The 22,580-nt window shown below is 60.3% G+C and carries 18 protein-coding genes and 1 pseudogene; 13 read left to right on the forward strand and 6 right to left on the reverse strand.

Going from position 1 to position 22,580, the window contains the following annotated elements; translation table 11 throughout:
* The 6 genes and pseudogenes from NE547_RS14715 to NE547_RS14740 form a co-directional block, all read right to left on the reverse strand.
* Positions 1–367, reverse strand: a pseudogene (locus tag NE547_RS14715) (hypothetical protein); the annotation flags it as partial.
* Between the two features lie 65 nt (positions 368–432).
* Entirely contained in the window at positions 433–1,233 is an 801-nt protein-coding gene (locus tag NE547_RS14720; protein WP_256176277.1) for a DAPG hydrolase family protein, read from the reverse strand.
* Positions 1,234–1,862: 629 nt separating this feature from the next.
* Positions 1,863–3,149 carry a TRAP transporter large permease gene (locus NE547_RS14725; RefSeq protein WP_256176278.1) on the reverse strand — a complete coding sequence of 429 codons (1,287 nt, stop codon included), beginning with the start codon at positions 3,147–3,149 and terminating at the stop codon, positions 1,863–1,865.
* Positions 3,149–3,655, reverse strand: coding sequence for a TRAP transporter small permease (locus NE547_RS14730; protein ID WP_186909054.1), 507 nt, complete (start codon positions 3,653–3,655; stop codon positions 3,149–3,151). The genes NE547_RS14725 and NE547_RS14730 overlap by 1 nt, the downstream gene beginning before the upstream one ends.
* A gap of 131 nt (positions 3,656–3,786) precedes the next feature.
* Entirely contained in the window at positions 3,787–4,860 is a 1,074-nt protein-coding gene (locus NE547_RS14735) for a TRAP transporter substrate-binding protein DctP (protein ID WP_256176279.1), read from the reverse strand.
* A gap of 71 nt (positions 4,861–4,931) precedes the next feature.
* Entirely contained in the window at positions 4,932–5,273 is a 342-nt protein-coding gene (locus NE547_RS14740; protein WP_186909056.1) for a cupin domain-containing protein, read from the reverse strand.
* Between the two features lie 986 nt (positions 5,274–6,259).
* Between NE547_RS14740 and rpsB the strand changes: the two genes are divergently transcribed.
* From rpsB to hisD, 13 genes are all read left to right on the forward strand, one after another.
* Positions 6,260–6,982 carry a 30S ribosomal protein S2 gene (gene rpsB / locus NE547_RS14745; protein WP_186909057.1) on the forward strand — a complete coding sequence of 241 codons (723 nt, stop codon included), beginning with the start codon at positions 6,260–6,262 and terminating at the stop codon, positions 6,980–6,982.
* An 88-nt stretch (positions 6,983–7,070) separates the two neighbouring features.
* Positions 7,071–7,985, forward strand: coding sequence for a translation elongation factor Ts (gene tsf, locus NE547_RS14750; protein WP_256176280.1), 915 nt, complete (start codon positions 7,071–7,073; stop codon positions 7,983–7,985).
* 262 nt (positions 7,986–8,247) lie between these two features.
* Positions 8,248–8,970, forward strand: coding sequence for a UMP kinase (gene pyrH / locus NE547_RS14755; RefSeq protein WP_186908696.1), 723 nt, complete (start codon positions 8,248–8,250; stop codon positions 8,968–8,970).
* Position 8,971: 1 nt separating this feature from the next.
* Positions 8,972–9,526 carry a ribosome recycling factor gene (gene frr, locus NE547_RS14760; RefSeq protein WP_186908697.1) on the forward strand — a complete coding sequence of 185 codons (555 nt, stop codon included), beginning with the start codon at positions 8,972–8,974 and terminating at the stop codon, positions 9,524–9,526.
* 208 nt (positions 9,527–9,734) lie between these two features.
* On the forward strand, positions 9,735–10,481 hold the full coding sequence (locus NE547_RS14765) for an isoprenyl transferase (RefSeq protein ID WP_186908698.1): 747 nt from the start codon (positions 9,735–9,737) through the stop codon (positions 10,479–10,481).
* Positions 10,482–11,312: a phosphatidate cytidylyltransferase gene (locus NE547_RS14770; protein ID WP_256176281.1), complete on the forward strand. Its 831-nt coding sequence runs from the start codon at positions 10,482–10,484 to the stop codon at positions 11,310–11,312. It abuts the gene before it with no gap.
* Positions 11,309–12,448, forward strand: coding sequence for a 1-deoxy-D-xylulose-5-phosphate reductoisomerase (locus NE547_RS14775; RefSeq protein ID WP_186908700.1), 1,140 nt, complete (start codon positions 11,309–11,311; stop codon positions 12,446–12,448). The genes NE547_RS14770 and NE547_RS14775 overlap by 4 nt, the downstream gene beginning before the upstream one ends.
* Before the next feature lie 136 nt (positions 12,449–12,584).
* Positions 12,585–13,649, forward strand: coding sequence for an RIP metalloprotease (locus NE547_RS14780; protein ID WP_186908701.1), 1,065 nt, complete (start codon positions 12,585–12,587; stop codon positions 13,647–13,649).
* Positions 13,650–13,662: 13 nt separating this feature from the next.
* The gene (ispG, locus tag NE547_RS14785; protein WP_256176282.1) at positions 13,663–14,700 is read left to right on the forward strand and encodes a flavodoxin-dependent (E)-4-hydroxy-3-methylbut-2-enyl-diphosphate synthase; all 1,038 of its coding nucleotides are present in this window, start codon (positions 13,663–13,665) and stop codon (positions 14,698–14,700) included.
* Positions 14,701–14,840: 140 nt separating this feature from the next.
* Positions 14,841–18,962 (forward strand): PolC-type DNA polymerase III, encoded by a 4,122-nt coding sequence (locus NE547_RS14790; RefSeq protein WP_256176283.1) that lies wholly within the window; start codon positions 14,841–14,843, stop codon positions 18,960–18,962.
* Between the two features lie 519 nt (positions 18,963–19,481).
* Entirely contained in the window at positions 19,482–20,654 is a 1,173-nt protein-coding gene (gene hisZ, locus NE547_RS14795; RefSeq protein WP_256176284.1) for an ATP phosphoribosyltransferase regulatory subunit, read from the forward strand.
* A gap of 2 nt (positions 20,655–20,656) precedes the next feature.
* Positions 20,657–21,301, forward strand: coding sequence for an ATP phosphoribosyltransferase (gene hisG / locus NE547_RS14800; RefSeq protein WP_186908725.1), 645 nt, complete (start codon positions 20,657–20,659; stop codon positions 21,299–21,301).
* Positions 21,298–22,572, forward strand: a complete 1,275-nt coding sequence (gene hisD / locus NE547_RS14805; protein ID WP_186908705.1) for a histidinol dehydrogenase — start codon at positions 21,298–21,300, stop codon at positions 22,570–22,572. The genes hisG and hisD overlap by 4 nt, the downstream gene beginning before the upstream one ends.
* Positions 22,573–22,580: the final 8 nt, after the last annotated feature.

The raw sequence follows: 22,580 nt of genomic DNA on the forward strand, positions 1-22,580 counted from the left end.
AAATAAAGGTGAACAGGGTCAGGCAGACCAAAAACAGCACGGGGGAGTTCACGTGGCCGAACCAGATGTAGAGCAGGCCGGTGAGGACCAGGGTAAAGGTGCACAGGATGCGCACGCCGGTCTTCATGACCAGGCGGCCGAAGACGATGCCGCCCAGCACGCCGATGATGCCGGCGGGGGTGGCGAAGCCCAGCAGTACGTTGGGATCCCAGCCGTGCAGAGCGGCGAAGGCGCCCGGGTAGACGTTCAGGCCGTCCACGGCCAGGCCGGCCCAGAAGTAGTAGAGCAGCATGGAGTAAAGGATCATACTCCAGCCCCACTTGCCGAAATTGCTGTTGGTGAGCTGTTTGTCAGGTGCTTGATTCATGAACGATTCCTCCTGTCGTGTAGTAAAAAGACGGTAGAGTGAAAAACGTTGGAGCATCCGCCCGCTCAGAAACGGTCCCGTTCCTCGGCGTAGACCTGGGGCAGGATGGCGGCCAGGTTGGTGAATTCCTTTGCGTTGTGGTAGACCAGGGCGCGGGGGACTTCAATGGGCAGCGCCGCCCCCTCGGGCAGCATCCGGCGGGCCTTGCCGGAGATGATGTGCCAGCCCATCCAGAAGCGGGTGCGCAGCTCGCTGCCGCCGGGGACGCTGCGCAGGAAATGGGTCATCACCACGCTCATCTGGGCGGACCTGGTGGTGCCTGAGTTGGCGCAGACGATGGTGGAGCAGGCGTCCGTGCCGATCTTGTCCTGCTCATAGCCCAGCTCGCGGGGTTCCCGGAAGCTGGCAAAGAGCTCGTCGGCGCCCATGCCGATGTCCTCCCGGATGATGTGGGTGGTGCCCCAGTAGCGCTCCTTCATGGACAGGGCGGCGCAGCGGGCCTGTCCATAGTTGAGGGACACGGCGCCGGTGTGGTCCTCCGGGTCCCATATGGTATAGCGCAGGGGGCCGCAGCCGTGCCAGGCGAACCACCAGTCGAACATCTCCGCTGTGACGCCGGGCATGGCCGTATGATTCGCAACGAAGCCGGTGCCGTCCTCCAGCACGCAGTAGCCGGTCTCTACCGGCAGGTAGCCGGACAGAAACAGGTCGTTGCGGTGGTGGATGTCCAGCGCGCAGCCGGGATCGCAGGGGCCCTTGGCCAGCAGCGCCAGCTTTTCCGCCGGGATCGGGGCCGGCTCCCTGTGGTAATACTTGCTGATCGGCAGGGCCTCCTGCTCCGGGGTGATGGGGATTTTCCTTCCCATACAGTGAAACCTCCTCTCTTGCGCTGCATATATTGCAAGAATCGTGCCAAATCGTAAAAAGCGGGATTTGCGCCCCTGACCCACGACAGGACGGGCCGGTTTGGGCGCAGGGTCCCCGCAGGGAAAGATACAGTTGTATTACTTTTGAACAAATGGATAGAGACAGACGAAACGGTTTTACAGCCGGGCGGGATGTGCTATACTGAGGCTAAACGGATGCGAAGAGGAGGGCGGATATGCTGACGCTGTGCCTGATGCTGCTGGCCGAGGAGGCCGTGCAGGAGTCCATGGTGAAGATCGCGGTGCATTTTGAAACATTTTGAAAAATTTTAGCAAGAATGAACGGGAGACAGCTGGCTAAGGAGTGAGGGGAGCCAACCTCTTTTATGGGGGCAAAAATTTTTGAGATTAGTCAAGAATAAACTGGATTTCTACAGTAGTGTCAACAGGACCAAACACGGATATTACCTATTCGGTATGTGATGCTTTATCTGTAATTTATACTGGCTTGAAAGCAATCGGCATCTGCAGATTTTCATCCGCGAAGGAAGCCAAGGGCTAGTAGGCTGCAAAAAAACGCACCTGCAGCAAAGTTGCCGCAGGTGCGTTATTAGCGGGGAGCTAGTCGGTTAGCCCATCATGGAGTTGGGGATAGCCATAACCAAATCGGGGACGTAAGTAATAAGAAATAGAATGGCAATACTGAGCAAAATGTACTGAACTGTATGCTTGCTGATTACAACCTCCACCTTGTCCTTAGTGAGCCCGGCGGCCACAAACAAATTGAGGCCCAGGGGAGGAGTGGCGCAACCAATAGCTAGGTTGATGCACATCACCACGCCGAAATGGACGGGATGTATGCCAAAGGCGGTTAGGATAGGAGCGAAAATAGGAGCTAGAATCAGGATAGCTGCGGTGGTCTCCATGAAACAGCCTACGATGAGGAGCAGGATATTGACCAACAGCAGGAAAATATACTTGTTGGGACAGATGCTCATGATAAACTCTGCAATTGCATTGGTGATTTGGTAGCGAGCCATAACAAACCCGAATACAGCAGCACAGGCCATAATAAATAGAACCATGCCCGTGGAGGAAGAGGCGCCCATCAAAACGTTCTTCAGTTCCTTGAGCCGCAACTCGCGGTAGATAAACATACCTACAATGAGACCATAGGCACAGGCCACACCGGCAGCCTCAGTAGGAGTAAAAATACCGCCGTAGATACCGCCCAGAATAATGATGGGCATCAAAAGAGCGCCAATGGCATCCACAGTGCTCTTGCCCAGATTGCGCAGGCTGAATTTAATACGGGGTATTTCTGCTTGGTGCTTGATGCCATACTGAATCGGAATAACCGCCATGGCGAGCCCCATTAAAATACCGGGAAGAATGCCACCCATGAACATGGAGCCTACAGAGGCGTCGCTGACGGACGAGTAGGATACCATGACGGTGGAGGGGGGGATAATACAACCCAGTATACCGGCCACTGCCACGGTCGCCAGGGAAAAGCGCTTACTATAACCTGCCTCAATCATGGAGGGAACCATAATACTTCCGATAGCGGCACAGGTAGCAGTGGGGGAACCGGACAGGGCACCAAAGAGCATGCAGGCGAAAACAGCTACTACGCCCAGCCCGCCGGGCATCCACCCCAGAATAGCGTTACAAAAATTGACTAGTCGGCGGGAGATACCGCCGGAGGACATTAGGTTGCCTGCTAACATAAACAGTGGAATGGCCATAATTGTGAAGCTGTCCAGAGAGCCGAACATGCGCTGGCCGATGATGATGGGGCTGATATCGCCTCCGGCCAAGATGACAAGGGCCCCAGCCGCGACTAGGCACAAGGCGATAGGTACACCAAAAACCAACAGAACAACAAATACAATAAAGAGAATGGCACATTCCATTATTCCGTGACCTCCTTCGGCTCCTTACGGTTGGGCATAAAGTCGCAAATTACATCTGTAATAGTGTGAATAACACTTAGAGCCATAGAAATGGGGATAACGATAAAGATGAACGCAATGGGAATCCGGGTAGCAGTGGTCAATTGGGCGCTACTGAGATATTTGTTGAAACACATGCAGGCGAAAAAGAACACCCCAATAACAATAACTGCTGTAAAGATATTACGGATTTTTTTAATACATGGATGCCAAGATGCGGGTAGCATCTCGGAAAAAACCACGACACCCACATGGCCGTGGGTACGGAAGCAGTAAGCTGCTCCGCTATAGCCGCACCAAATCATCAGATAACGCGCAATCTCCTCGCCCTGCATGAACTCAATCTTGAAGACATAGCGGCACAACACAATGGCGATAGTGACTACTACCATGGCAATAAAAGATATCATGGCGACCCACTCTTCAACTCCGCCAATTACTTTTCCTATCTTTTTTACGACGGACATTTCAACACTCAACTCCCCCACGCGGCTTATTTATGCTATGCGCATTTTAGTGCGCGGAGGACAGCGGCTAGTCTTAGCCACATATCCTCCGCGCGGTATTTGAACAAATTGTAGGCAAAGTAAAACCAGAGTTACTGGAGAGCTGCCTCAGCCTCCTGAATACGGGTAATCATATCGGCATCAATGCCGACAGTCCCCACATACTTATCGTACACGGAGGACATAGCCTCGGCCCACTCAGCTGTGTCTACATCGATGATTTCCACACCAGAGTCTACAATATTGTTTTTATAAGTTTCAGCATACTCAAAGGCAATCTCGCGCTGATATACAACGGCCTCGTTAAAAGCTTTTTGAACGATTTCCTGATCCTCGGAGGACAGAGAATTCCACAAATCTTCGTTCATTACCACCAAGGAAGGGATAAAGTGGTGGTTGGTCATGGTGATATATTTGACCTGCTCGTAGAACTTACCGCCATACATATTCGTCAAAGTAGTGCCGGACACGGCGTCAATGGTATGTTGCTGCAGGGAGGTATAGATGTCGCCCCAAGCCACGGACAGGGGCATTGCCCCGATGGCAGCAAAAGAATCGGATTGCAAGTTGGAGGAGTGAGAGCGGACACGGACACCCTGCATATCTTCGGGATGCTCGATGCGGACGTTGCTGCCTACCATGTAGGTGCCATTTTCAAAATAACCGAGCCCCTTAAAACCACTGCCTTCCAGAGCGGCACAACGGTCGGCAGCCAGCCAATCATCCATGATAGCCCAAGCATCCTCCACGGACTGGAACAAATAGGGGAGATCAAAGTAGTTCTGACTATCTACAAAGCCCGACATAGAGGGGGTAGAACAGATAGAAAAATCCAGAGTCCCCATTTGAACGGACTCTAACATCGCAATTTCGGAACCTAGAACGCCGCCGCTTTGAACGGTCAACTCCATGCGGCCGCCGGAATACTCATTTAGCAATTCAGCGAATTTCACTAAGCCAAGATCCCAAGGCTGGTCGGCAGCTAGGACGTTGCCAACCTGCCAGTGATAGGTAGGACCATCGGAAGGAGAATTGGTGTCATTACTAGGGGCTCCGCTATTGGTGGGGGGAGTTGTATTACCGGAAGTTCCTTGGCTACCGCCGCTACAGGCGGCGAGGGAAATGACCATTGAGAGGGCCAGAAACAGGGCAATAGCTTTTTTCATAAGTATCCACATCCTTACTCATTATTTCAGTTCATCCCTAAAAGGTTGCACAATGTAAAACAGATCCGATCTTAGGTGTAGTTACCGATAACCAACATCCGCGCAAGCAGATTGGTCTCATTGAGGAGACTGCGTCCCTCGTTGGGACGGAAAGAAATAGCTTCTCCGGCATTAACAATATGCTTCTCGTTGTTCTTGTCGGTAACAGTCATGGAACCCTCAAGTACATAATAGACCTTCTCCTGGGGGCTGGACTCATCCCACGCTGCTCCGCCGCCGGGCAGGAAGGTGGAAACGCCGATCCAGAACTTCTCGGCTCCGGTCTCTTCCTTGCCATGGATCCGCATGGCGACCATGTTGAAATGACCAGGGGCGTTATAAGGCTTCAAATCTGCAACAGTACGCTTGACCATAATGAAATCGCTCCTTTGGTAAAAAGATTTTTGGCTCCTTCACTTGCTTGTAGTTGTCTCCATATTTGTATTTGTAAGCTCACGTTTCACCTCCCTTTCTACTGGATAACCCCTTTGCCGATGTAGAAACATTGGGATTAAACAGGCCGTTTGTCTATGCGTTCGACATAGACCGGGTTAGGAACCACGGCCTAATTGGAACCTCTGCAATTATGAAGTGATCTCGTGTTATGTGATGGTATGTGGTCATACTTTGCACATTTGACGCTAGGCGTTTAAGTAATTTGCTAGGCAGGGTGCTTTCAAAATTGTACCCAAGGATATTTTCTGAGGTAGCGGCAAAATTTTTGCCGTTGGACGTCCAACGGCATGGAAGGCGCGCCTTCCATGATAACCTTTAAAGATAGATATCATGCTTTATGAAATAAAGCATGTATGATGGTGCCGCTATAGTAAAAACACGCAGTTTTAATATGCTGGGATGTGTTGCAGCTAGTTTCCAATTGATCAACTTAACATTGCTTTATGCCAATAGTTTAATTAAGAAATAGCTGACAGGCAATACGTACAAATATGTAAGCAAATAACTTTGTGGTATGTGCTAACAAAGTAACAAATACATATTTTTGTAGAAAACGCCAAAAAGTTCTTTAATATTTTATATAATAGGTCAATAAGATAAAAAAGAAAGCCTAAAGATACTGTAAAAAGAAACAAAAATTGTGCAAAAAAATTGTCGATTAAATAGTTTGTATGGGCAGCGCATCAGATTGGAAAGGACAGAGTATTTGAGAAAGACCATAAACTGCAGTAAAAGCCCGGCCAAATGAAAAAAAGCTTGCAAATAGGGGCATGCTGTGCTAAAATACTCCAGCATGTGATTACGCACACCCGCGGACGGAGGGCCGGGTGCCTCTGGGATCAGAGGTCGGCCTGCTTCGGAAGATGCGGGTGGAGGAATCAACAATTAAAGGAGGAATATCCCTATGGCAGTCGTATCCATGAAGCAGCTTCTCGAGGCGGGTGTCCACTTTGGCCACCAGACCCGCCGCTGGAACCCCAAGATGGCCACCTATATCTACACCGAGCGCAACGGCATCTATATCATCGACCTGCAGAAGACCGTCAAGAAGCTGGAAGAGGCCTATAACTTCGTCCGTTCCCTGGGCGAGACCGGTCAGTCCCTGCTGTTTGTCGGCACCAAGAAGCAGGCGCAGGAGGCCATCAAGGAAGAGGCCGAGCGCGTGGGCATGTATTATGTGAACGCCCGCTGGTTGGGCGGCATGCTCACCAACTTCAAGACCATGCGCGGCCGTGTGGACCGTCTCAACCAGCTCAAGAAGATGCAGGAGGACGGCACCTTCGACATGCTGCCCAAGAAGGAAGTCATCAAGCATCTGGGCGAGATCGCCAAGCTGGAGAAGTACCTGGGCGGCGTGGTGGAGATGAAGAAGCTCCCCGGCGCGCTGTTCGTGGTGGACCCCCGCAAGGAGCGCAACGCCATTAACGAGGCCCGCAAGCTGCACATCCCCATCGTGGCCATCGTGGACACCAACTGCGATCCCGACGAGATCGACTATGTCATTCCCGGCAACGACGACGCCATCCGCGCCATCAAGCTGATCTCCTCCGTCATGGCCAACGCCATCCAGGAGGGCAAGCAGGGCCAGGACGCCGCCGCGGAGCCCGCCGCTCCCGCCGCTGAGTAACAACGGATTTTGTATGCATTCAGGAAGCGCCCGCCCGCGCGGGCGGGCGCTCCTTTTATCTACGAACGAAATTTGGAGGTATGTGATCATGGCAATCACTGCGAAAGACGTACAGACCCTGCGCGAAATGACCGGCGTGGGTATGATGGACTGCAAAAAGGCCCTCACCGAGGCCGAGGGCAATATGGACAAGGCGGTTGAGCTTCTGCGGGAGAAGGGCCTGGCCGCTTCTCAGAAGAAGGCCGGGCGCATCGCCGCCGAGGGCATGGCTTACGCCGGCGTCATCGACGGCGTGGGCGTGGTGGTCGAGGTCAACGCCGAGACCGACTTCGTGGGCAAGAACGAGAAGTTCGTGGACTTCGTTAAGGGCGTGGCCGCCGTCGTGGCCAAGGAGAAGCCCGCCGATCTGGACGCCCTGATGGCCGCTCCCTATGGGAATGGCCGTACCGTCCAGGAGGAGCAGCAGGAGATGGTCCTGGTCATCGGCGAGAACATCAAGGTCCGCCGGTTTGCGTTCTTCACCGAGGGCGTTTCCGTCCCCTATATCCACGCCGGCGGCAAGATCGGCGTGCTGGTGAACCTGGAGACCAGCCTCTCCGCCGAGCAGGTCAACGAGGTGGGCAAGGACATGGCCATGCAGATCGCCGCCCTGAACCCCCGCTTCCTGGACAAGAGCCAGGTGAGCCAGGATGTTCTGGACGAGGAGAAGAAGATCATGCTGGTCCAGATGGAGAACGACCCCAAGATGGCCGCCAAGCCGGAGAAGGTCAAGGAAGGCATCGTGCAGGGCAAGCTGGGCAAGTTCTATAAGGAGAACTGCCTGCTCCAGCAGGAGTTCGTGAAGGACAACTCCATGAGCGTGGAGCAGTATGCCGCGAAGGTCGCCAAGGAGCTGGGCGGCACGATCAAGCTGAAGGACGCGGTCCGCTTCGAGAAGGGCGAGGGCATCGAGAAGAAGCAGGAGAACTTCGCCGAGGAGATCGCCAAGCAGCTGGGCAAGTAAATCGCAGAGGGCTTTCGAGTGCCGGACACAGGCGTGTCCGGCACTTTTCCGTGCTCCGCGTTCTTTGGCCGCTGCGGGGCAGTCCGGGGATCCGGCAAGAGGGCGGCGCGTCCCGGCCGGCGGAAGCGAAGCTTCCCGGCGGTTTTTTACGGGGAAAGGATTGCGAACAAATTGTAAAAACTTTAGCCTAGCCTCTATGCAAAAGTGGAAAACTATATTAAAATAGGGAGGATCAAAATACCATGCAGAAGGGGTTGGAACTATGAGCGAACCGCAGTACAGGCGGGTGCTTCTGAAGGTCAGCGGCGAGGCTCTGGCAGGGGAGGCAAGCCGCGGGCTGGATTTCGACGTGATCGGCAGCGTATGCGACGTGATCAAAAAGTGTGTGGATCTGGGCGTCCAGGTGGGCGTTGTGGTCGGCGGCGGTAATTTCTGGCGTGGCCTGAAGGACGGCGGCGACCGGATGGAGCGTACCAGGGCCGACCATATGGGCATGCTGGCTACCACCATCAACGCACTGGCCGTAGCGGACGTGCTGGAGCAGAAGGGCGTGGATGTGCGCGTGCAGACCGCCATCGAAATGCGCTCCATCGCAGAGCCCTACATCCGCTCCAAGGCGATCCGGCATATGGAGAAGGGCCGCGTGGTCATCTTTGGCTGCGGCACGGGCAACCCCTTCTTTTCCACCGATACTGCGGCTGTGCTGCGGGCGGCTGAGATCGACGCCGACGCCATCCTGCTGGCCAAGAACATCGACGGCGTGTACAGCGCCGACCCCCGGAAGGACCCCAGCGCGGTCAAATACGATACTATCACCTACGACGACGTGCTGGCCAAGCATCTGGAGGTGATGGACTCCACCGCCACGTCCCTGTCCATGGACAATAAGATCCCAGTGATCCTCTTTGCCCTGAAGGACCCTGAGAACATTCTGCGGGTGGTCCTGGGTGAAAAAATAGGAACGATTGTCAAGGAGGAACCGTGAGATGAAGGAAGTCAATCAGGAATTCGACGCAAAGATGCAGAAGACCATCGAGGTGGTCATGGGCGATTTCGCCAGCGTCCGGGCCGGGCGGGCCAACGCCGCCGTGCTGGATAAGATCACCGTGGACTATTACGGCACCGCCACCCCGATCAATCAGGTGGCGGCCATCTCCTCGCCCGATCCCCGCAGCCTGATGATCCAGCCCTGGGACGCAAGCCTGCTCAAGGCCATTGAAAAGGCCATCCAGTCCTCCGATCTGGGCATCAATCCCCAGAACGACGGCCGCGTTATCCGCCTGGCCTTCCCCCAGCTCACGGAGGAGCGCCGCAAGGAACTGACCAAACAGGTCAAAAAGTACGGCGAAAACGGGAAAGTGGCCATCCGCAACATCCGGCGGGACGCCATGGACAAGTTCAAGGCCATGGAGAAGAAGTCTGAGATCACCGAGGATGACCGCAAGGAGTTCGAAAAAGAGCTTCAGGACCTGACTGAGAAGCGCTGCAAGCAGATCGACGAGCTGACGGCGAAGAAGGAAACGGAGCTCATGGCGGTGTGAGCCCTTCCGGGCGCCGCAGGCGCGGCCGCGGCGCGTCTGCCGCCGCCTTTGGGAGACGGCCGTGCCTTAAGGTCCGGCGGGAAACGGTAAAGGATCGGCACGCTGCGGCGTGTTTTGGGGGCCTTCGCCCCCGTTGCCCCCGGGATCGGGGGCTGTGCGGGGCACGGCGGTGTCCCGCACACTATTATTGGACCGGGTAGGATGGAATATGGCATTTTTAAAACCAAAGCAGGCCCCTGTGCCTCAGGTGGATTTTGAGCGCCTGCCCCGGCATGTGGCCATCATAATGGACGGCAACGGGCGCTGGGCGAAAAAGCGCGGCCTGCCCCGTACGGCGGGTCACGCGGCCGGGGCGGAGACCTTCCGTACGATCGCCACCTACTGCAAGGACATCGGCCTGGAGTATCTGACGGTGTACGCCTTTTCAACCGAAAACTGGAAACGCCCCGCGGAGGAGGTCTCCGCCATCATGGGCCTGCTGAAGAAGTACCTGCTGGAGGCCATCGGCCGCATGGAGCGGGACCGGGTGAAGATGAAATTTTTCGGGGACCTGACGCCGCTGCCCCGGGAACTGCGGGAGCTGTGCGAGCGCACGGAGGAGATCGCAAAGCACTACGACGGCGTGCAGGTGAACATCTGTCTCAACTATGGCGGCCGGGACGAGATCATTCGGGCGTGTAAGGCGTTTGCCGCCGCCTGCGCCGCGGGGGAGACCGCTCCGGGCTTTCTGGACGAGGCGGCCTTTGGACAGTATCTGTTCTCCGCCGGGGTGCCCGATCCCGATCTGATCATCCGGCCCAGCGGGGAAGTACGTATTTCCAACTTCCTGCTCTGGCAGTCCGCCTATGCGGAATTCTATTTTACCGACGTGCTGTGGCCCGACTTTTCCAAAGACGAGCTGCATCGGGCGTTGGCGGCTTATCAGAGCCGCTCCCGCCGTTTTGGAGGTGTTTGAGTGGGGAAACGTGTCCTGGTGGCGGTGATCTTTATCCCGCTGCTGCTGGCGGCGATCTATGGGATATCCCCGGTCTGGCCCATCATCCTGCCGATCATCATCGCCGCCCTCTCCATGATCGCGGTGCATGAGGCCCTGTGGTCCACCAGCTTTTTGAAGCATCCCCGCATTTCCGGCTACTCCATTTTGCTGGCGGGCCTGATCCCCTTCTGGGTCTACTACGACGGCCGTCCGCTGCCCGCCCTGTGCGGATTGTTCGTCTACGTGCTGCTGCTGTTCTGTGAGGCCATCGCCAGCCGCAAGCGCATCACGCTGGAAAAGATGGGCGGGGCGTTTTTCCTGTCGGTCTTCATCCCCTTTTTCCTGTCCTCCTTCCTGCGCATCCGCCTGATGGGCAATTGGGAGGCGCTGGTGGTGCTGCCTTTTATCGTGGCCTTTATCAGCGACGCGTTCGCCCTGTTTGCCGGCATGGCGTTCGGCAGGCATAAGCTGGCGCCGGAGCTCTCGCCCAAAAAGACGGTGGAGGGCGCTGTGGGCGGCTTTGCTGGGGCGGTGGTGTGCAGCGTGCTCTACGGCGCGCTGCTCCAGTTCGCTTTCCGCTGGCAGGTAAGTTATGCCGCCCTGGCCCTCTACGGCGCGCTGGGCAGCGTGGTCTCCCAGCTGGGGGACCTGTCCTTCTCCTATATCAAGCGGGAATACGGCATCAAGGACTTCGGCAACATTTTCCCGGGGCATGGCGGTGTGCTGGACCGCTTCGACAGCGTGATTTTCTGCGCCCCGCTGATCGAGCTTCTGATCCGCATCCTGCCCGCCGTGGGGGTGGGCGCATGAGCAGAAGGATCGCGCTGCTGGGTTCTACCGGTTCCATCGGGCGGCAGTCACTGGAGGTGATTGCCGCCTGTGGCATGACTGTGGCCGCGCTGACGGCCAACCGGGATGTGGAGCGGCTGGAGGCGCAGTGCCGGGCCTTTGCTCCGGAGCTTGCCGTGCTGATGGATGAGACGGCCGCCGCCGACCTGCGCGTCCGGCTGGCGGATACGCAGGTGCGGGTGGCCTCCGGCATGGAGGGGCTGCTGGAAGCGGCGTCCCTGGAGGGGGCCGATACCGTACTGACCGCCGTAGTGGGTATGGTGGGTCTGCGCCCTACGCTGGCCGCCGTCCGCGCGGGCAAGCGCGTCGCCCTGGCCAATAAGGAGACCCTGGTATGCGCCGGGGAACTGGTGCTGGACGAGGCGCAGCGCTGCGGCGCCCGGCTCGTTCCCGTGGATTCGGAGCATTCCGCCATTTTTCAGTGCCTTCAGGGCTGCCGGGACCGGGGAGAGGTGAAGCGCCTGATCCTCACCGCCTCCGGCGGGCCCTTCTTCGGCTGGGACCGGACGCGCGTGTCCCGCGCCACCCGGGAGCAGGCGCTCAAGCACCCCAACTGGTCCATGGGGGCCAAGATCACCATTGATTCGGCCACCCTCATGAACAAGGGCCTGGAGTTCATCGAGGCCATGCGGCTGTATTGCATGCCGCCGGAAAAAATCTCCATTGTGATCCATCGGGAGAGTATAGTCCACTCCCTGGTGGAATACTGTGATAATGCGGTGCTGGCTCAGCTGGGCGCGCCCGACATGCGCCTGCCGATCCAGTACGCCCTTACGTGGCCGGAGCGGACGGCGGCGGCGGCAAAGCCGCTGGACCTGCTGTCCTGCCCGCCGCTGACCTTCTGCGCACCGGATTACGAGGCGTTTCCCTGCCTGCGCCTGGCGTTGGAAGCCGCCCGTACCGGCGGTACGGCCACGGCGGCGCTCAACGGAGCCAACGAGGCGGCGGTGGGGCTGTTTTTGGCCGGACGCTGCTCCTTCGGCGGGATTGGGGAACGGGTGGAGCGTGCGCTGCGTGGGGTGCCGGCGGTCCAGGCGCCTACGCTGGAGGATATTCTGGAGGCCGACGCCGCGGCCCGCGCCATCGCGATTTCGTAGCGCCCGGGTGCGGCGGGGCCACCGTCTGCTGCTGCGCCGCTTTCCTCCGGCCGGTCCAAACCGCTTTTTAGCCCATCCGGGGCCTTAGGGCCACGGCGGCCCCGGATGCATCCGCCCAATGAATAAGGAGCGTTCTATGACCATCGTTTATATCCTCATCGCCGTCCTGATGTTCGGCCTGCTCATCGCCATCCATGAATTCGGCCACTTTATTGCCGCCAAGGCGCTGGGAGTCCGGGTCAACGAGTTCGCCATCGGCATGGGGCCGCAGCTGTTTTCCCGCCGGAGCGGGGAGACGTCCTATTCCCTCCGGGCCTTTCCCATCGGCGGCTTCTGCGCCATGGAGGGGGAGGGGGAGGACTCCGACGACCCCAGGGCCTTTGGGAACAAGCCCGCCTGGAAGCGGTTTTTCATCCTGGTGGCCGGGGCCTTCTTCAATTTTGCGGCCGGGGTGGTTCTGATCCTGGCCCTCTTTTCCCAGGTGGAGGGGTTCGTGGCCCCGGTGGTCACCGGCTATATGCCCGGCGCGGAGGACCTTCAGCAGACCGGCCTGCTGCCCGGCGACCGGCTGTACCGGGTGGACGGCCACCGCATCTATTTTAATGCCGACGCGCTGCTCTATCTGGACCGGGCGGGCGACACTGTGGACCTGGAGGTGATCCGGGACGGCGCGCGCGTGACGCTGAACGGCGTAAGCATGCCGGTGCGCACCCTGACGGATGCGAACGGCCAGCAAGTCCAGAAGCGGGGCGTCTATATCGGACAGGTGGAGGAGGCCACGCTGGGCCTCAAGCTGAAGAACGCCTGGTATCAGTCGGTGAGCTATGTGCGTATGGTGTGGATGAGCCTGGGCGATCTGATCACCGGCGCGGTGGGGGTGCGGGATATGTCGGGCCCCATCGGGATTGTCAACGCCATGGGGGAGATGGGCGCCCAATCGGAGAGCGCGGGCGAGGCCGTCCGGAATATCCTGAATTTTGTGGCCTTCATCGCCATCAATTTGGCGGTGATGAACCTGCTGCCCATCCCGGCCCTGGACGGCGGACAGATTTTGTTCCTGGTGGTGGACGGCGTGTGGCACCGGCTCACCCGGCGGCGCATCAATCAAAAATATCTGGGCTATATCAATATGGCGGGGTTCTGCTGCCTCATCGGATTGATGGTGGTGGTGGCAGTGAGCGACGTCGTCAAGCTCTTCTGAGGGGGACGGGACAGTGACAAAACAGATTTTGGTCGGCGGCGTTCCTGTGGGCGGCGGCGCCCCGGTGAGCATCCAGTCCATGACCAACACCCGCACCGACGACGTGGCGGCCACCGTGGAGCAGATCCGGCGCCTGGAGGCGGCGGGCTGCCAGATCGTCCGGGTGGCGGTGCCCGACCGGGCCGCCGCACGGGCCGTGGGCGCCATTCGGGAGCGCATTTCCATCCCGCTGGTGGTGGATATCCACTTCGACTACCGGCTGGCCCTGGAATGCATTGCGGCGGGGTGCGACAAGGTGCGCATCAACCCCGGCAACATCGGCGGAGAAGACCGGGTGAAAGCGGTGGCCCAAGCCTGCCGGCGGCGCGGCATCCCCATCCGCATCGGAGTCAACGGCGGCTCGCTGGAAAAGCCCATCCTGGCGAAATACGGCGGAGTGACCGCCGAAGCGCTGGTGGAGTCCGCCTTCGGCCACATTGCCCTGCTGGAGCGGTACGACTTTACCGATATCTGCGTGTCCCTCAAGTCCTCCAGCGTACCGGTCACCATGGCGGCCTACCGCCGGATGGCGGAGGAAAGCGATTATCCCCTGCACCTCGGCGTGACCGAGACGGGCACCCTGCGTATGGGTACGCTTAAATCGGCCGTGGGGATCGGGGGCCTGCTGGCCCTTGGCGTCGGAGATACGCTCCGGGTGTCCCTCTCTGCCGACCCGGTGGAGGAGGTTCGCGCGGCAAAGGATATCTTGAAGGCAGTGGGCCTGGGGCGGGGGGAGCCCGATCTGATCGCCTGTCCCACCTGCGGGCGCACCCGCATCGACCTGATCGGCCTGGCCGGCCAGGTGGAGGAGCGGCTGAAGGGGGTCCATAAGCCCATCACCGTGGCGGTGATGGGGTGCGTGGTCAACGGTCCCGGCGAGGCGTCCGCCGCCGATGTGGGCATCGCCGGCGGAGACGGCGAGGGCCTTTTGTTCCGTAAGGGCGAGATCGTGAAAAAGGTTCCCCAGCAGGCGCTGGTGGACGAGCTGTTTTTGCTGATCGATACGCTGTGATGCGCGTGCCGGCCGGAGTACCGGCGAAAGGACGGCCCTGCCGTCGTTTGCCGTTCCGCCGCCGCCGGCCTGCCCGCATGTACCACCTGCAGGGGCGGCCCGGGGCCGCCCGGACTGGAGTTTAGGAGAGAATTGGAACCATGCCGGAAGCACAGAAGATACCGTTTCTAACATTGTTTTCCGCCTGGAAGCCGGGCGGCGAGCTGGCCGGGATCGCGGAGGGGCTCATGGTGACCCGCGCCGTCGTCGACAAGGCCGCCCGTTCCATCCGCGCGGAGGTGGAGTGCGCCCGTGCGCCGGAAGCGCCGGTAAAAGCCATGCTGGAGCGCAGCCTGGCCCTGGCCTACCGGGTGGAGCGAGTGGAGCTGGACCTGACGGAGGGGAGCGCGGCGCCGCCCCTGCCGGCTTCAGAGCGGGAGCAGGCGGCCGCGCCGCCGCCCGCCGCCGTTGTCACGGCCGACGACCCCTTCGCCCGTACCGAGGCGATCCGGCGGGAGGCCCTGAAAAAGCTCAAGCTGGCCAGGCCGAAGGAGCATGCCCCCAAATCCGCAGGGGGGAAAAAGCAGCTGATCTACGGCCAGCATGCCATCAAGAAGGAGCCCATCCCCATGGGCTCCCTGGAGCTGGATATGGGGACGGTGGTGGTCAAGGGCGACGTCTTCGCCGTGGACCACCGGGAGCTGAAAAAGCGGGGGGCCTGGGTCGTCTGCTTCGATGTGACCGACTATACCGGCTCGGTGCGGGTGTCCAAGTTTTTTCCCGGCGACGAGGGAAAGGCCATCGTGGACGGGGTAAAAAAGGGCCAGCATCTGTACCTCCAGGGCAAGCTGAACATCGACCGCTTTACCGGCGACATGGTGCTGGAGCCGTATGCCATCATGGAGGGACAGAAAGCGCAGAAGACCGACGACGCACCGGAAAAGCGGGTGGAACTGCACCTGCATACCACCATGTCCTCTATGGACGCCCTGACCCAGGTCAGTCCCAAGGCCGGGCCGGACAAAAACGTGGTGAAACGGGCGGAGGCCTGGGGGCACCGGGCCATTGCCATCACGGATCACGGCGTGGCCCAGGCGTTCCCGGACGCCTGGCACTCCGCCAAAAAGATCAAGGTCCTCTACGGTGTGGAGGCCTATTACATCAATGATGTGGACGACCGGGTGGTGGTCCACGGGGAAGGGGAGCAGGATTTTACCGGCGAGATCGTCTGCTTCGATATCGAGACCACCGGATTGGACAAGCGGACCGACGCGATTACCGAGATCGGCGCGGTGGTGCTGCGGGACGGCCGGGTGACCGAGCAGTTTTCCACGTTTGCCGACCCGGGCCGCCCCCTTTCCCGGGAAATCAGCGAGCTGACCGGCATCACCGACGCGATGCTGGAGGGCGCCCCCTCCCAGGCGGAGGCCATCGGGGCCTTCCTGGACTTCGCGGCCGGCCGGCCGCTGGCCGCCCATAACGCGGAATTCGACCTTGGCTTTATCGCCGAGGGCTGCCGCAGAATGGGCCGCCCTTTTGCGCCGACCTCCATTGATACGCTGATCCTGGCCCAGAATCTGCTGCCCGAGCTGGGCAAATACAAGCTGGATCTTGTGGCGGGCCACCTGAACCTGCCTGCCTTCAACCACCACCGTGCCTACGACGACGCGGCCACAGTGGGCTACATGCTGGTCCCGTTTTTTAAGATGCTGGAGGACAGAGGCGTACATACCCTCCGGCAGATCAACCCCGCCATGACCCAGCTGCGGGGGGGCGGCAAGGCCCGCCGCCAGCCCAAGCACCTGATCGTGCTGGCCAAGAACCAGCTGGGCCTGCGCAACCTGTACCGGCTCATCTCCGACGCCCACCTGGAGCATTTCAAGCGCTATCCCATCATGCCCAAGAGCGCGATCAATCAGTTCCGGGAGGGGCTGATTTTGGGCTCTGCCTGTGAAGCGGGAGAGCTTTACGAGGCGGTCGTCAAGCGCAAGGACTTCGACGAGCTCAAGCGCATCGCCTCCTGGTACGACTTTCTGGAGATCCAGCCGGTGTGCAACAACGCCTTTATGCTGCGCAAGGGCATTGTGAAGAGCGAGGAGGAGATCCGGGACTTCAACCGTACCATCGTGGCGCTGGGGCGCGCCCTGGACAAGCCGGTATGCGCCACCGGAGACGTGCATTTTTTGGACCCGGAGGACGAGATCTACCGCCATGTGCTGCTGGCCTCCAAGGGCTTTGAGGATGCGGATTCCAGCCTGCCCATTTACTTCAAGACCACCACGGAGATGCTGGAGGAGTTCTCCTACCTGGGGAAGGAGGAGGCCTACAACGTGGTGGTGCGCAACACCAACCTGGTGGCCGACTGGTGCGAGGACGTGGTGCCCCTGCCCAAGGGCCTGTTCGCCCCCAAGATCGAGAACTCCGCAGAGGAGCTGACCCGGCTGGTCTGGGAGAAAGCGAAAGCCCTTTACGGAGAGCAGCCGCCTCAGATCGTGGTGGACCGGATCAACGCCGAGCTGGGGGATATCATCAAGTGTAAATACGACGTGATCTACATGTCCGCGCAGAAGCTGGTGCAGGATTCTCTGGCTCACGGCTACCTGGTAGGCTCCCGGGGCTCAGTGGGTTCCTCCCTGGTGGCCTTCATGTCGGGCATCACGGAGGTCAATTCCCTGCCCCCCCATTACCGCTGTCCCAAGTGCAAGCACTCTGACTTCGAGAGCGCAAAGCAGCTGGGGGCGGGCTGCGGTGCGGATATGCCGGACGCCGCATGTCCCGTATGCGGCGCGCGGTATGAGAAGGACGGCTTCAATATCCCCTTTGAGACCTTTTTGGGCTTTGGCGGCGACAAGGTGCCCGATATCGACCTGAATTTCTCCGGCGAGTACCAGGCCAACGCCCACCGCTATACCTTTGAGCTCTTCGGGCAGACCCACGTGTTCCGGGCGGGCACCATCGGCACCGTGGCGGAAAAAACGGCCTTCGGCTATGTGAAGAAGTATATGGATGAGCGGGGCATGCACGCCACGCGGGCGGAAGAAAACCGCCTGGCCCAGGGCTGTACCGGCGTCAAGCGCACCACCGGCCAGCACCCCGGCGGCATGGTGGTCATCCCGCAGAACCGGGAGATCTACGATTTCTGCCCGGTGCAGCATCCGGCGGACGATACGGGCACCGATATCGTCACCACCCATTTTGAATATCACTCCATGGAGTCCAACCTTTTAAAGCTGGATATGCTGGGACACGACGACCCCACTATGATCCGCATGCTCCAGGATCTGACCGGGGTAGACCCGCAGAAGATCCCCCTGGACGACGCGGGGACCATGAGCATCTTCACCTCCTCCGAAGTGCTGGGCTTTGTGGACGACCCGGTTCTGGGCCCCACCGGCGCGGTGGCCATCCCGGAGTTCGGTACTTCCTTCGTCCGGGGCATGCTGGTGGATACCCAGCCCAGCGAATTCGATATCCTGGTCCGGCTGTCCGGCTTTTCCCATGGAACCGACGTGTGGCTGGGCAACGCCAAGGATCTGATCGTGGATCAGGGGATCCCGGTCGGCCAGGCCATCGGCTGCCGCGACGATATCATGCTCTTCTTGATCTCCTGCGGCATGCCGGAAAAGCGTTCCTTCAAGATCATGGAGGCGGTGCGGAAGGGCCGGGGCCTGCCCGACGGTGCGGAGGAGGAAATGATCGCCGCGGGGGTGCCGGAGTGGTACATCGGCTCCTGCAAGAAGATCAAATATCTCTTCCCCAAAGCCCATGCGGTGGCCTACGTGATGATGGCGTTCCGCATTGCCTGGTTCAAGGTCCATGAACCGCTGGCCTTCTACGCCGCCTATTTCTCCATCCGGGCCAAGGCCTTCGACGCCACCTGCATGTGTTGGGGGATGGACGCCTGCAAGGCGAAGATGAGAGAGATCAAGAGCAAGGAGAACCCCTCGGCGGTGGAGGAGGATATGCTGGTCACGCTGGAGGTGGTCTACGAGTTTTACCTCCGGGGCTTTCACTTCGAGCATGTGGACCTCTACCGCTCCCACGCGCTCAATTTCCTGATGGACCGGGAAAAGAAGAGCCTGCTTCCGCCCTTTACTTCGATTCCGGGTTTGGGCGAGACGGCGGCCTGGTCCATCATGGAACAGCGGGAGGGCAAGCAGTTTATTTCCATCGAGGAGTTCTCCGCCGCGTGTCCCAAGGTGTCCAAGACCCATATCGAACAGCTCAAGGCCGCCGGCGCTCTGGACGGCATGCCGGATACCAGCCAGATTACGCTGTTTTGACGGGCGGCATGCCGTCCTTCGCCGCGCCGGCGGCGTCCAAGGGTTTTGCACGGCAAAACCTTGCTGTGGGGCGGATCCATTCCGCCCCACAGGTGAACGAAACCGGGCCCCCCGGAAAGCCGTTGGCTTTCCGGGGCCATGCCGGATACCAGCCAGATTACGCTGTTTTGACGGGCGGCATGCCGTCCTTCGCCGCGCCGGCGGCGTCCAAGGGTTTTGCACGGCAAAACCCTGCTGTGGGGCGGATTCCGCTCGCCCGGCAGGGGAAGGAAAACAGGTCCCCGCAAACGCCGGAGGCGTTTGCGGGCCATACCGGATGTCGGACGGGCTTGCCGGGGACGGCGAAATGTGCCATGCTGCCGGAAAGCGTCAGCGGGACGGCGGCAAGGCGGCGCTCCTGCGCCGGAGGGACGGAAGTTTATTCGGCCTTGCCGCAAAAGGACGGCAATCGCTTGACAAGCGGCAGGAAATATAGTATATTAGCGTGGTAACGCGTTAAAGTAAAAGGGGAGATGCCCTGTGAAGTATACCATCAATACCCCCGAAGGGACCCGGGACCGGCTGTTTGCCGAGTGCAGGGACCGGCGGCGGGTGCAAAATGCCCTGACCGCCCTCTTTCGCCGCCGGAGCTATGCGGAGGTCTCCACCCCCGAGGTGGAGTTTTATGACCTGTTCCTCCAGTCGGGCAATCCCATGCCCCAGGAGGCTATGCTGAAGATCGTCGACCGCAGCGGCAGGATACTGGTGATGCGGCCGGATTGCACCACGCCCATCGCGCGGGTGGCGGCCACCAAGCTGAAGACCCTGCCCTTGCCCCAGCGGCTTTATTACGATGAAACGGTCTTCCGCTCCGGGGCGGAGCACCGGGGCAGCAGCGGAGAGATCGCCCAGTGCGGCGTGGAGCTGATCGGCGCCGCCGGCGCCAAGGCAGACCTGGAGGTCGTGGCCCTGGCGGTAGACGCCCTGCGCTCCTGCGGGCTGGAGCGCTTTCACATTGAGCTGGGCCATGCCGGATTTTTCAAATCCCTGGCCGCCGGTATGGAGATGGATGGGGAGACCGTGGAAAAAATGCGCGCGCTCATTGAGGGAAAGAATTTTGCCGCATTGGGAGACCTGCTGGAGCCCTATGCCGACCGGAGCGCCTGTGCCGCGCTGGCGAGGCTTTCCCGCCTGTTCGGCGGGGTGGAGGTGCTGGAGGAAGCGCAGCGTCTCGCGGGGAAAAACGAGGCGCTGACCTACCTGCACGACCTGTACCGGGAACTGGAAGCCGCCGGATACGGAGACTTCCTCCGCTTTGACCTGGGTCTGGTCCACCAGATCGACTATTATACCGGCGTGGTCTTCCGGGGCTATGTGGAGGGGGCGGGGGACGCCGTTCTCTCCGGCGGCCGGTACGACGGCCTGGTGGCCGCCTTTGGACGCAACGCGCCTGCCACCGGATTTGCCATCGACGTGGACGCGGTGGCAGGCTGCCTGAGCGCGGGGGAGCCGCCCCGGCTGGGGGTATTGGTCCACTTTGCGCCGGGCCAGCTCGCCCGGGCGCTGACGGCGGTGGACGGCCGGGCGGGGGGGACCTGCGAGCTCTCCCCCTGCGAAACGCTGGAGGCCACGCTGGCCCTGGCCAGGGAGAAGGGGGCCGCCCGTGTGCTGGTGCTGGAGCAGCAAGGGGAGAGGCTGGTGGATGTGCCATGACCATGAACACAAACCGTCTGCGCCTGGCGCTGACGAAAGGGCGCCTGCAGGACAAAAGCGTGGAGCTCTTCGAGGCCATGGGCCTGGACGGTTCCCCCATTCGAAATCCCGGACGCCGGCTGATCCATTCCATCCCCAACTATCCGCTGGACGCGGTGCTGGCCAAGGCCCCCGATGTGATCACCTACGTGGAACACGGCGTATGCGACCTGGGTATCGTGGGCAAGGACACCATCCTGGAGCAGGGCAAGTCCTTTTACGAGGTGCTGGACCTGGGCTTTGGCCGCTGCCGCTTTGCCCTGGCGGTGAAGGAGGGGAGCGACTTCTACGGTACTTACAAGACCCGGCGGATCGCCAGCAAATATCCCAATGTGGCCCGCGCCTTCTTCGAGAAGAAGGGCATGGACGTGGATATCATCAAGATCGAGGGCAGTGTGGAGCTGGCCCCCATTCTGGATTTGGCGGATGCTATCGTGGATATCGTGGAGACCGGGGCCACGCTGCGGGAAAACGGGCTGACCCCCATCGAGGACGTGGCGCAGGTGAGCGCCCGCCTGATCGTAAACACGGCCAGCATGAAGCTGTATCAGACGGAAATCGAGGATTTTATTGCCCGTTGTGAGGCGGAATTGGAGAAGCGGAAATGATTCAGATCGTAACGGCGGACGGCAGGGCGGAGCAGCAGGTCATCTCCGCCATGCGCGCCCGGCAGGCGCAGGCCAATGCGGCCATCGAGGCGGCTGTCGCTGAGATTTTTAATACGGTAAAGGAAAACGGGTTTTCAGCCGTGCGGGACTACTCCCTGTGCTTTGACCACGCCGAGCCGCGGGAGATCCGCCGGGAGGAGCTGGACGCGGCCTATGCCGCCTGCCCCGGGGCGCTGATCGCGGCCCTGGAGCACGCCGCGGCCAACATCCGGGACTACAACGAAAAGCTGCTCTCCCACACGCTGGAGTGGAGCTCTCCCGACGGCGGCGTGGTCGGCCGCATCGTACGGGGGCTGAAGCGGGTGGGCGTCTATGTGCCCGGCGGGACGGCGGCCTATCCCTCCTCCGTGCTGATGAACGCAGTGCCCGCCAAGGTGGCCGGGGTGGAGGAAATCGTGATGGTCACCCCGCCTACGGGGAATCTGAACCACGCCGTGCTGGCCGCGGCAAAGATCGCCGGGGTGGACCGGGTGATCGCCGTGGGCGGCGCCCAGGCGGTGGCGGCGCTCACCTATGGCGCGGGCTTTATTCCCCGGGTGGATAAGCTGGTGGGACCGGGCAACGCCTATGTGGCCGCCGCCAAGCGTATGGCCTACGGCACGCTGGACATCGACATGGTGGCCGGCCCCTCGGAGGTGCTGGTCATCGCGGACGAGACCGCCCGGCCCAAGGATGTGGCCGCCGACCTGCTGAGCCAGGCGGAGCACGACAAGCTGGCCTCCGCCGTGCTGCTGACCACCAGCGCCGCGTTGGCACAGGCGGTGGACGCCGAGCTCGTCCGGCAGACCGGGTACCTCAGCCGCTCTGAGATCATGGAGTGCGCCCTGCGGGACTTCGGCTGCGCCATCGTGTGCCGGGACCTGGAACAGGCCGCGCAGCTGGCCAATGAGATCGCCCCGGAGCACCTGGAGATCATGACTGCGGACCCGCGCGCCCTGCTGCCCGCCATCCGCAACGCGGGAGCGGTCTTTCTGGGGGCCTGGTCGCCGGAGCCTCTGGGGGACTACCTGGCGGGCCCTGACCACGTGCTTCCCACCTCGGGGACGGCGCGGTTCTTCTCGCCGTTGAGTGTGGACAGCTTCCTCAAGACCATGAGCGTCATCCAATATGACCGCGCCAGCCTCGCCCCCATCGCCGGGCAGATCGTCACCCTGGCGGAGAGCGAACACCTGACGGCCCACGCCAACTCCATCCGGGTACGCTTTGAATAAAACTGTGG

The organism is Flavonifractor sp. DFI.6.63 (genome assembly GCF_024462255.1).
GTDB classification, from domain to species: domain Bacteria; phylum Bacillota; class Clostridia; order Oscillospirales; family Oscillospiraceae; genus Lawsonibacter_A; species Lawsonibacter_A hominis.

Bases quoted from the DNA above. Each gene is read 5' to 3' on its own strand.
- NE547_RS14720 (WP_256176277.1), bottom strand. From the start codon at position 1,233: ATGGGAAGGAAAATCCCCATCACCCCGGAGCAGGAGGCCCTGCCGATC.
- NE547_RS14725 (WP_256176278.1), bottom strand. From the start codon at position 3,149: ATGGAATGTGCCATTCTCTTTATTGTATTTGTTGTTCTGTTGGTTTTT.
- NE547_RS14730 (WP_186909054.1), bottom strand. From the start codon at position 3,655: ATGTCCGTCGTAAAAAAGATAGGAAAAGTAATTGGCGGAGTTGAAGAG.
- NE547_RS14735 (WP_256176279.1), bottom strand. From the start codon at position 4,860: ATGAAAAAAGCTATTGCCCTGTTTCTGGCCCTCTCAATGGTCATTTCC.
- NE547_RS14740 (WP_186909056.1), bottom strand. From the start codon at position 5,273: ATGGTCAAGCGTACTGTTGCAGATTTGAAGCCTTATAACGCCCCTGGT.
- rpsB (WP_186909057.1), top strand. From the start codon at position 6,260: ATGGCAGTCGTATCCATGAAGCAGCTTCTCGAGGCGGGTGTCCACTTT.
- tsf (WP_256176280.1), top strand. From the start codon at position 7,071: ATGGCAATCACTGCGAAAGACGTACAGACCCTGCGCGAAATGACCGGC.
- pyrH (WP_186908696.1), top strand. From the start codon at position 8,248: ATGAGCGAACCGCAGTACAGGCGGGTGCTTCTGAAGGTCAGCGGCGAG.
- frr (WP_186908697.1), top strand. From the start codon at position 8,972: ATGAAGGAAGTCAATCAGGAATTCGACGCAAAGATGCAGAAGACCATC.
- NE547_RS14765 (WP_186908698.1), top strand. From the start codon at position 9,735: ATGGCATTTTTAAAACCAAAGCAGGCCCCTGTGCCTCAGGTGGATTTT.
- NE547_RS14775 (WP_186908700.1), top strand. From the start codon at position 11,309: ATGAGCAGAAGGATCGCGCTGCTGGGTTCTACCGGTTCCATCGGGCGG.
- NE547_RS14780 (WP_186908701.1), top strand. From the start codon at position 12,585: ATGACCATCGTTTATATCCTCATCGCCGTCCTGATGTTCGGCCTGCTC.
- NE547_RS14790 (WP_256176283.1), top strand. From the start codon at position 14,841: ATGCCGGAAGCACAGAAGATACCGTTTCTAACATTGTTTTCCGCCTGG.
- hisG (WP_186908725.1), top strand. From the start codon at position 20,657: ATGAACACAAACCGTCTGCGCCTGGCGCTGACGAAAGGGCGCCTGCAG.
- hisD (WP_186908705.1), top strand. From the start codon at position 21,298: ATGATTCAGATCGTAACGGCGGACGGCAGGGCGGAGCAGCAGGTCATC.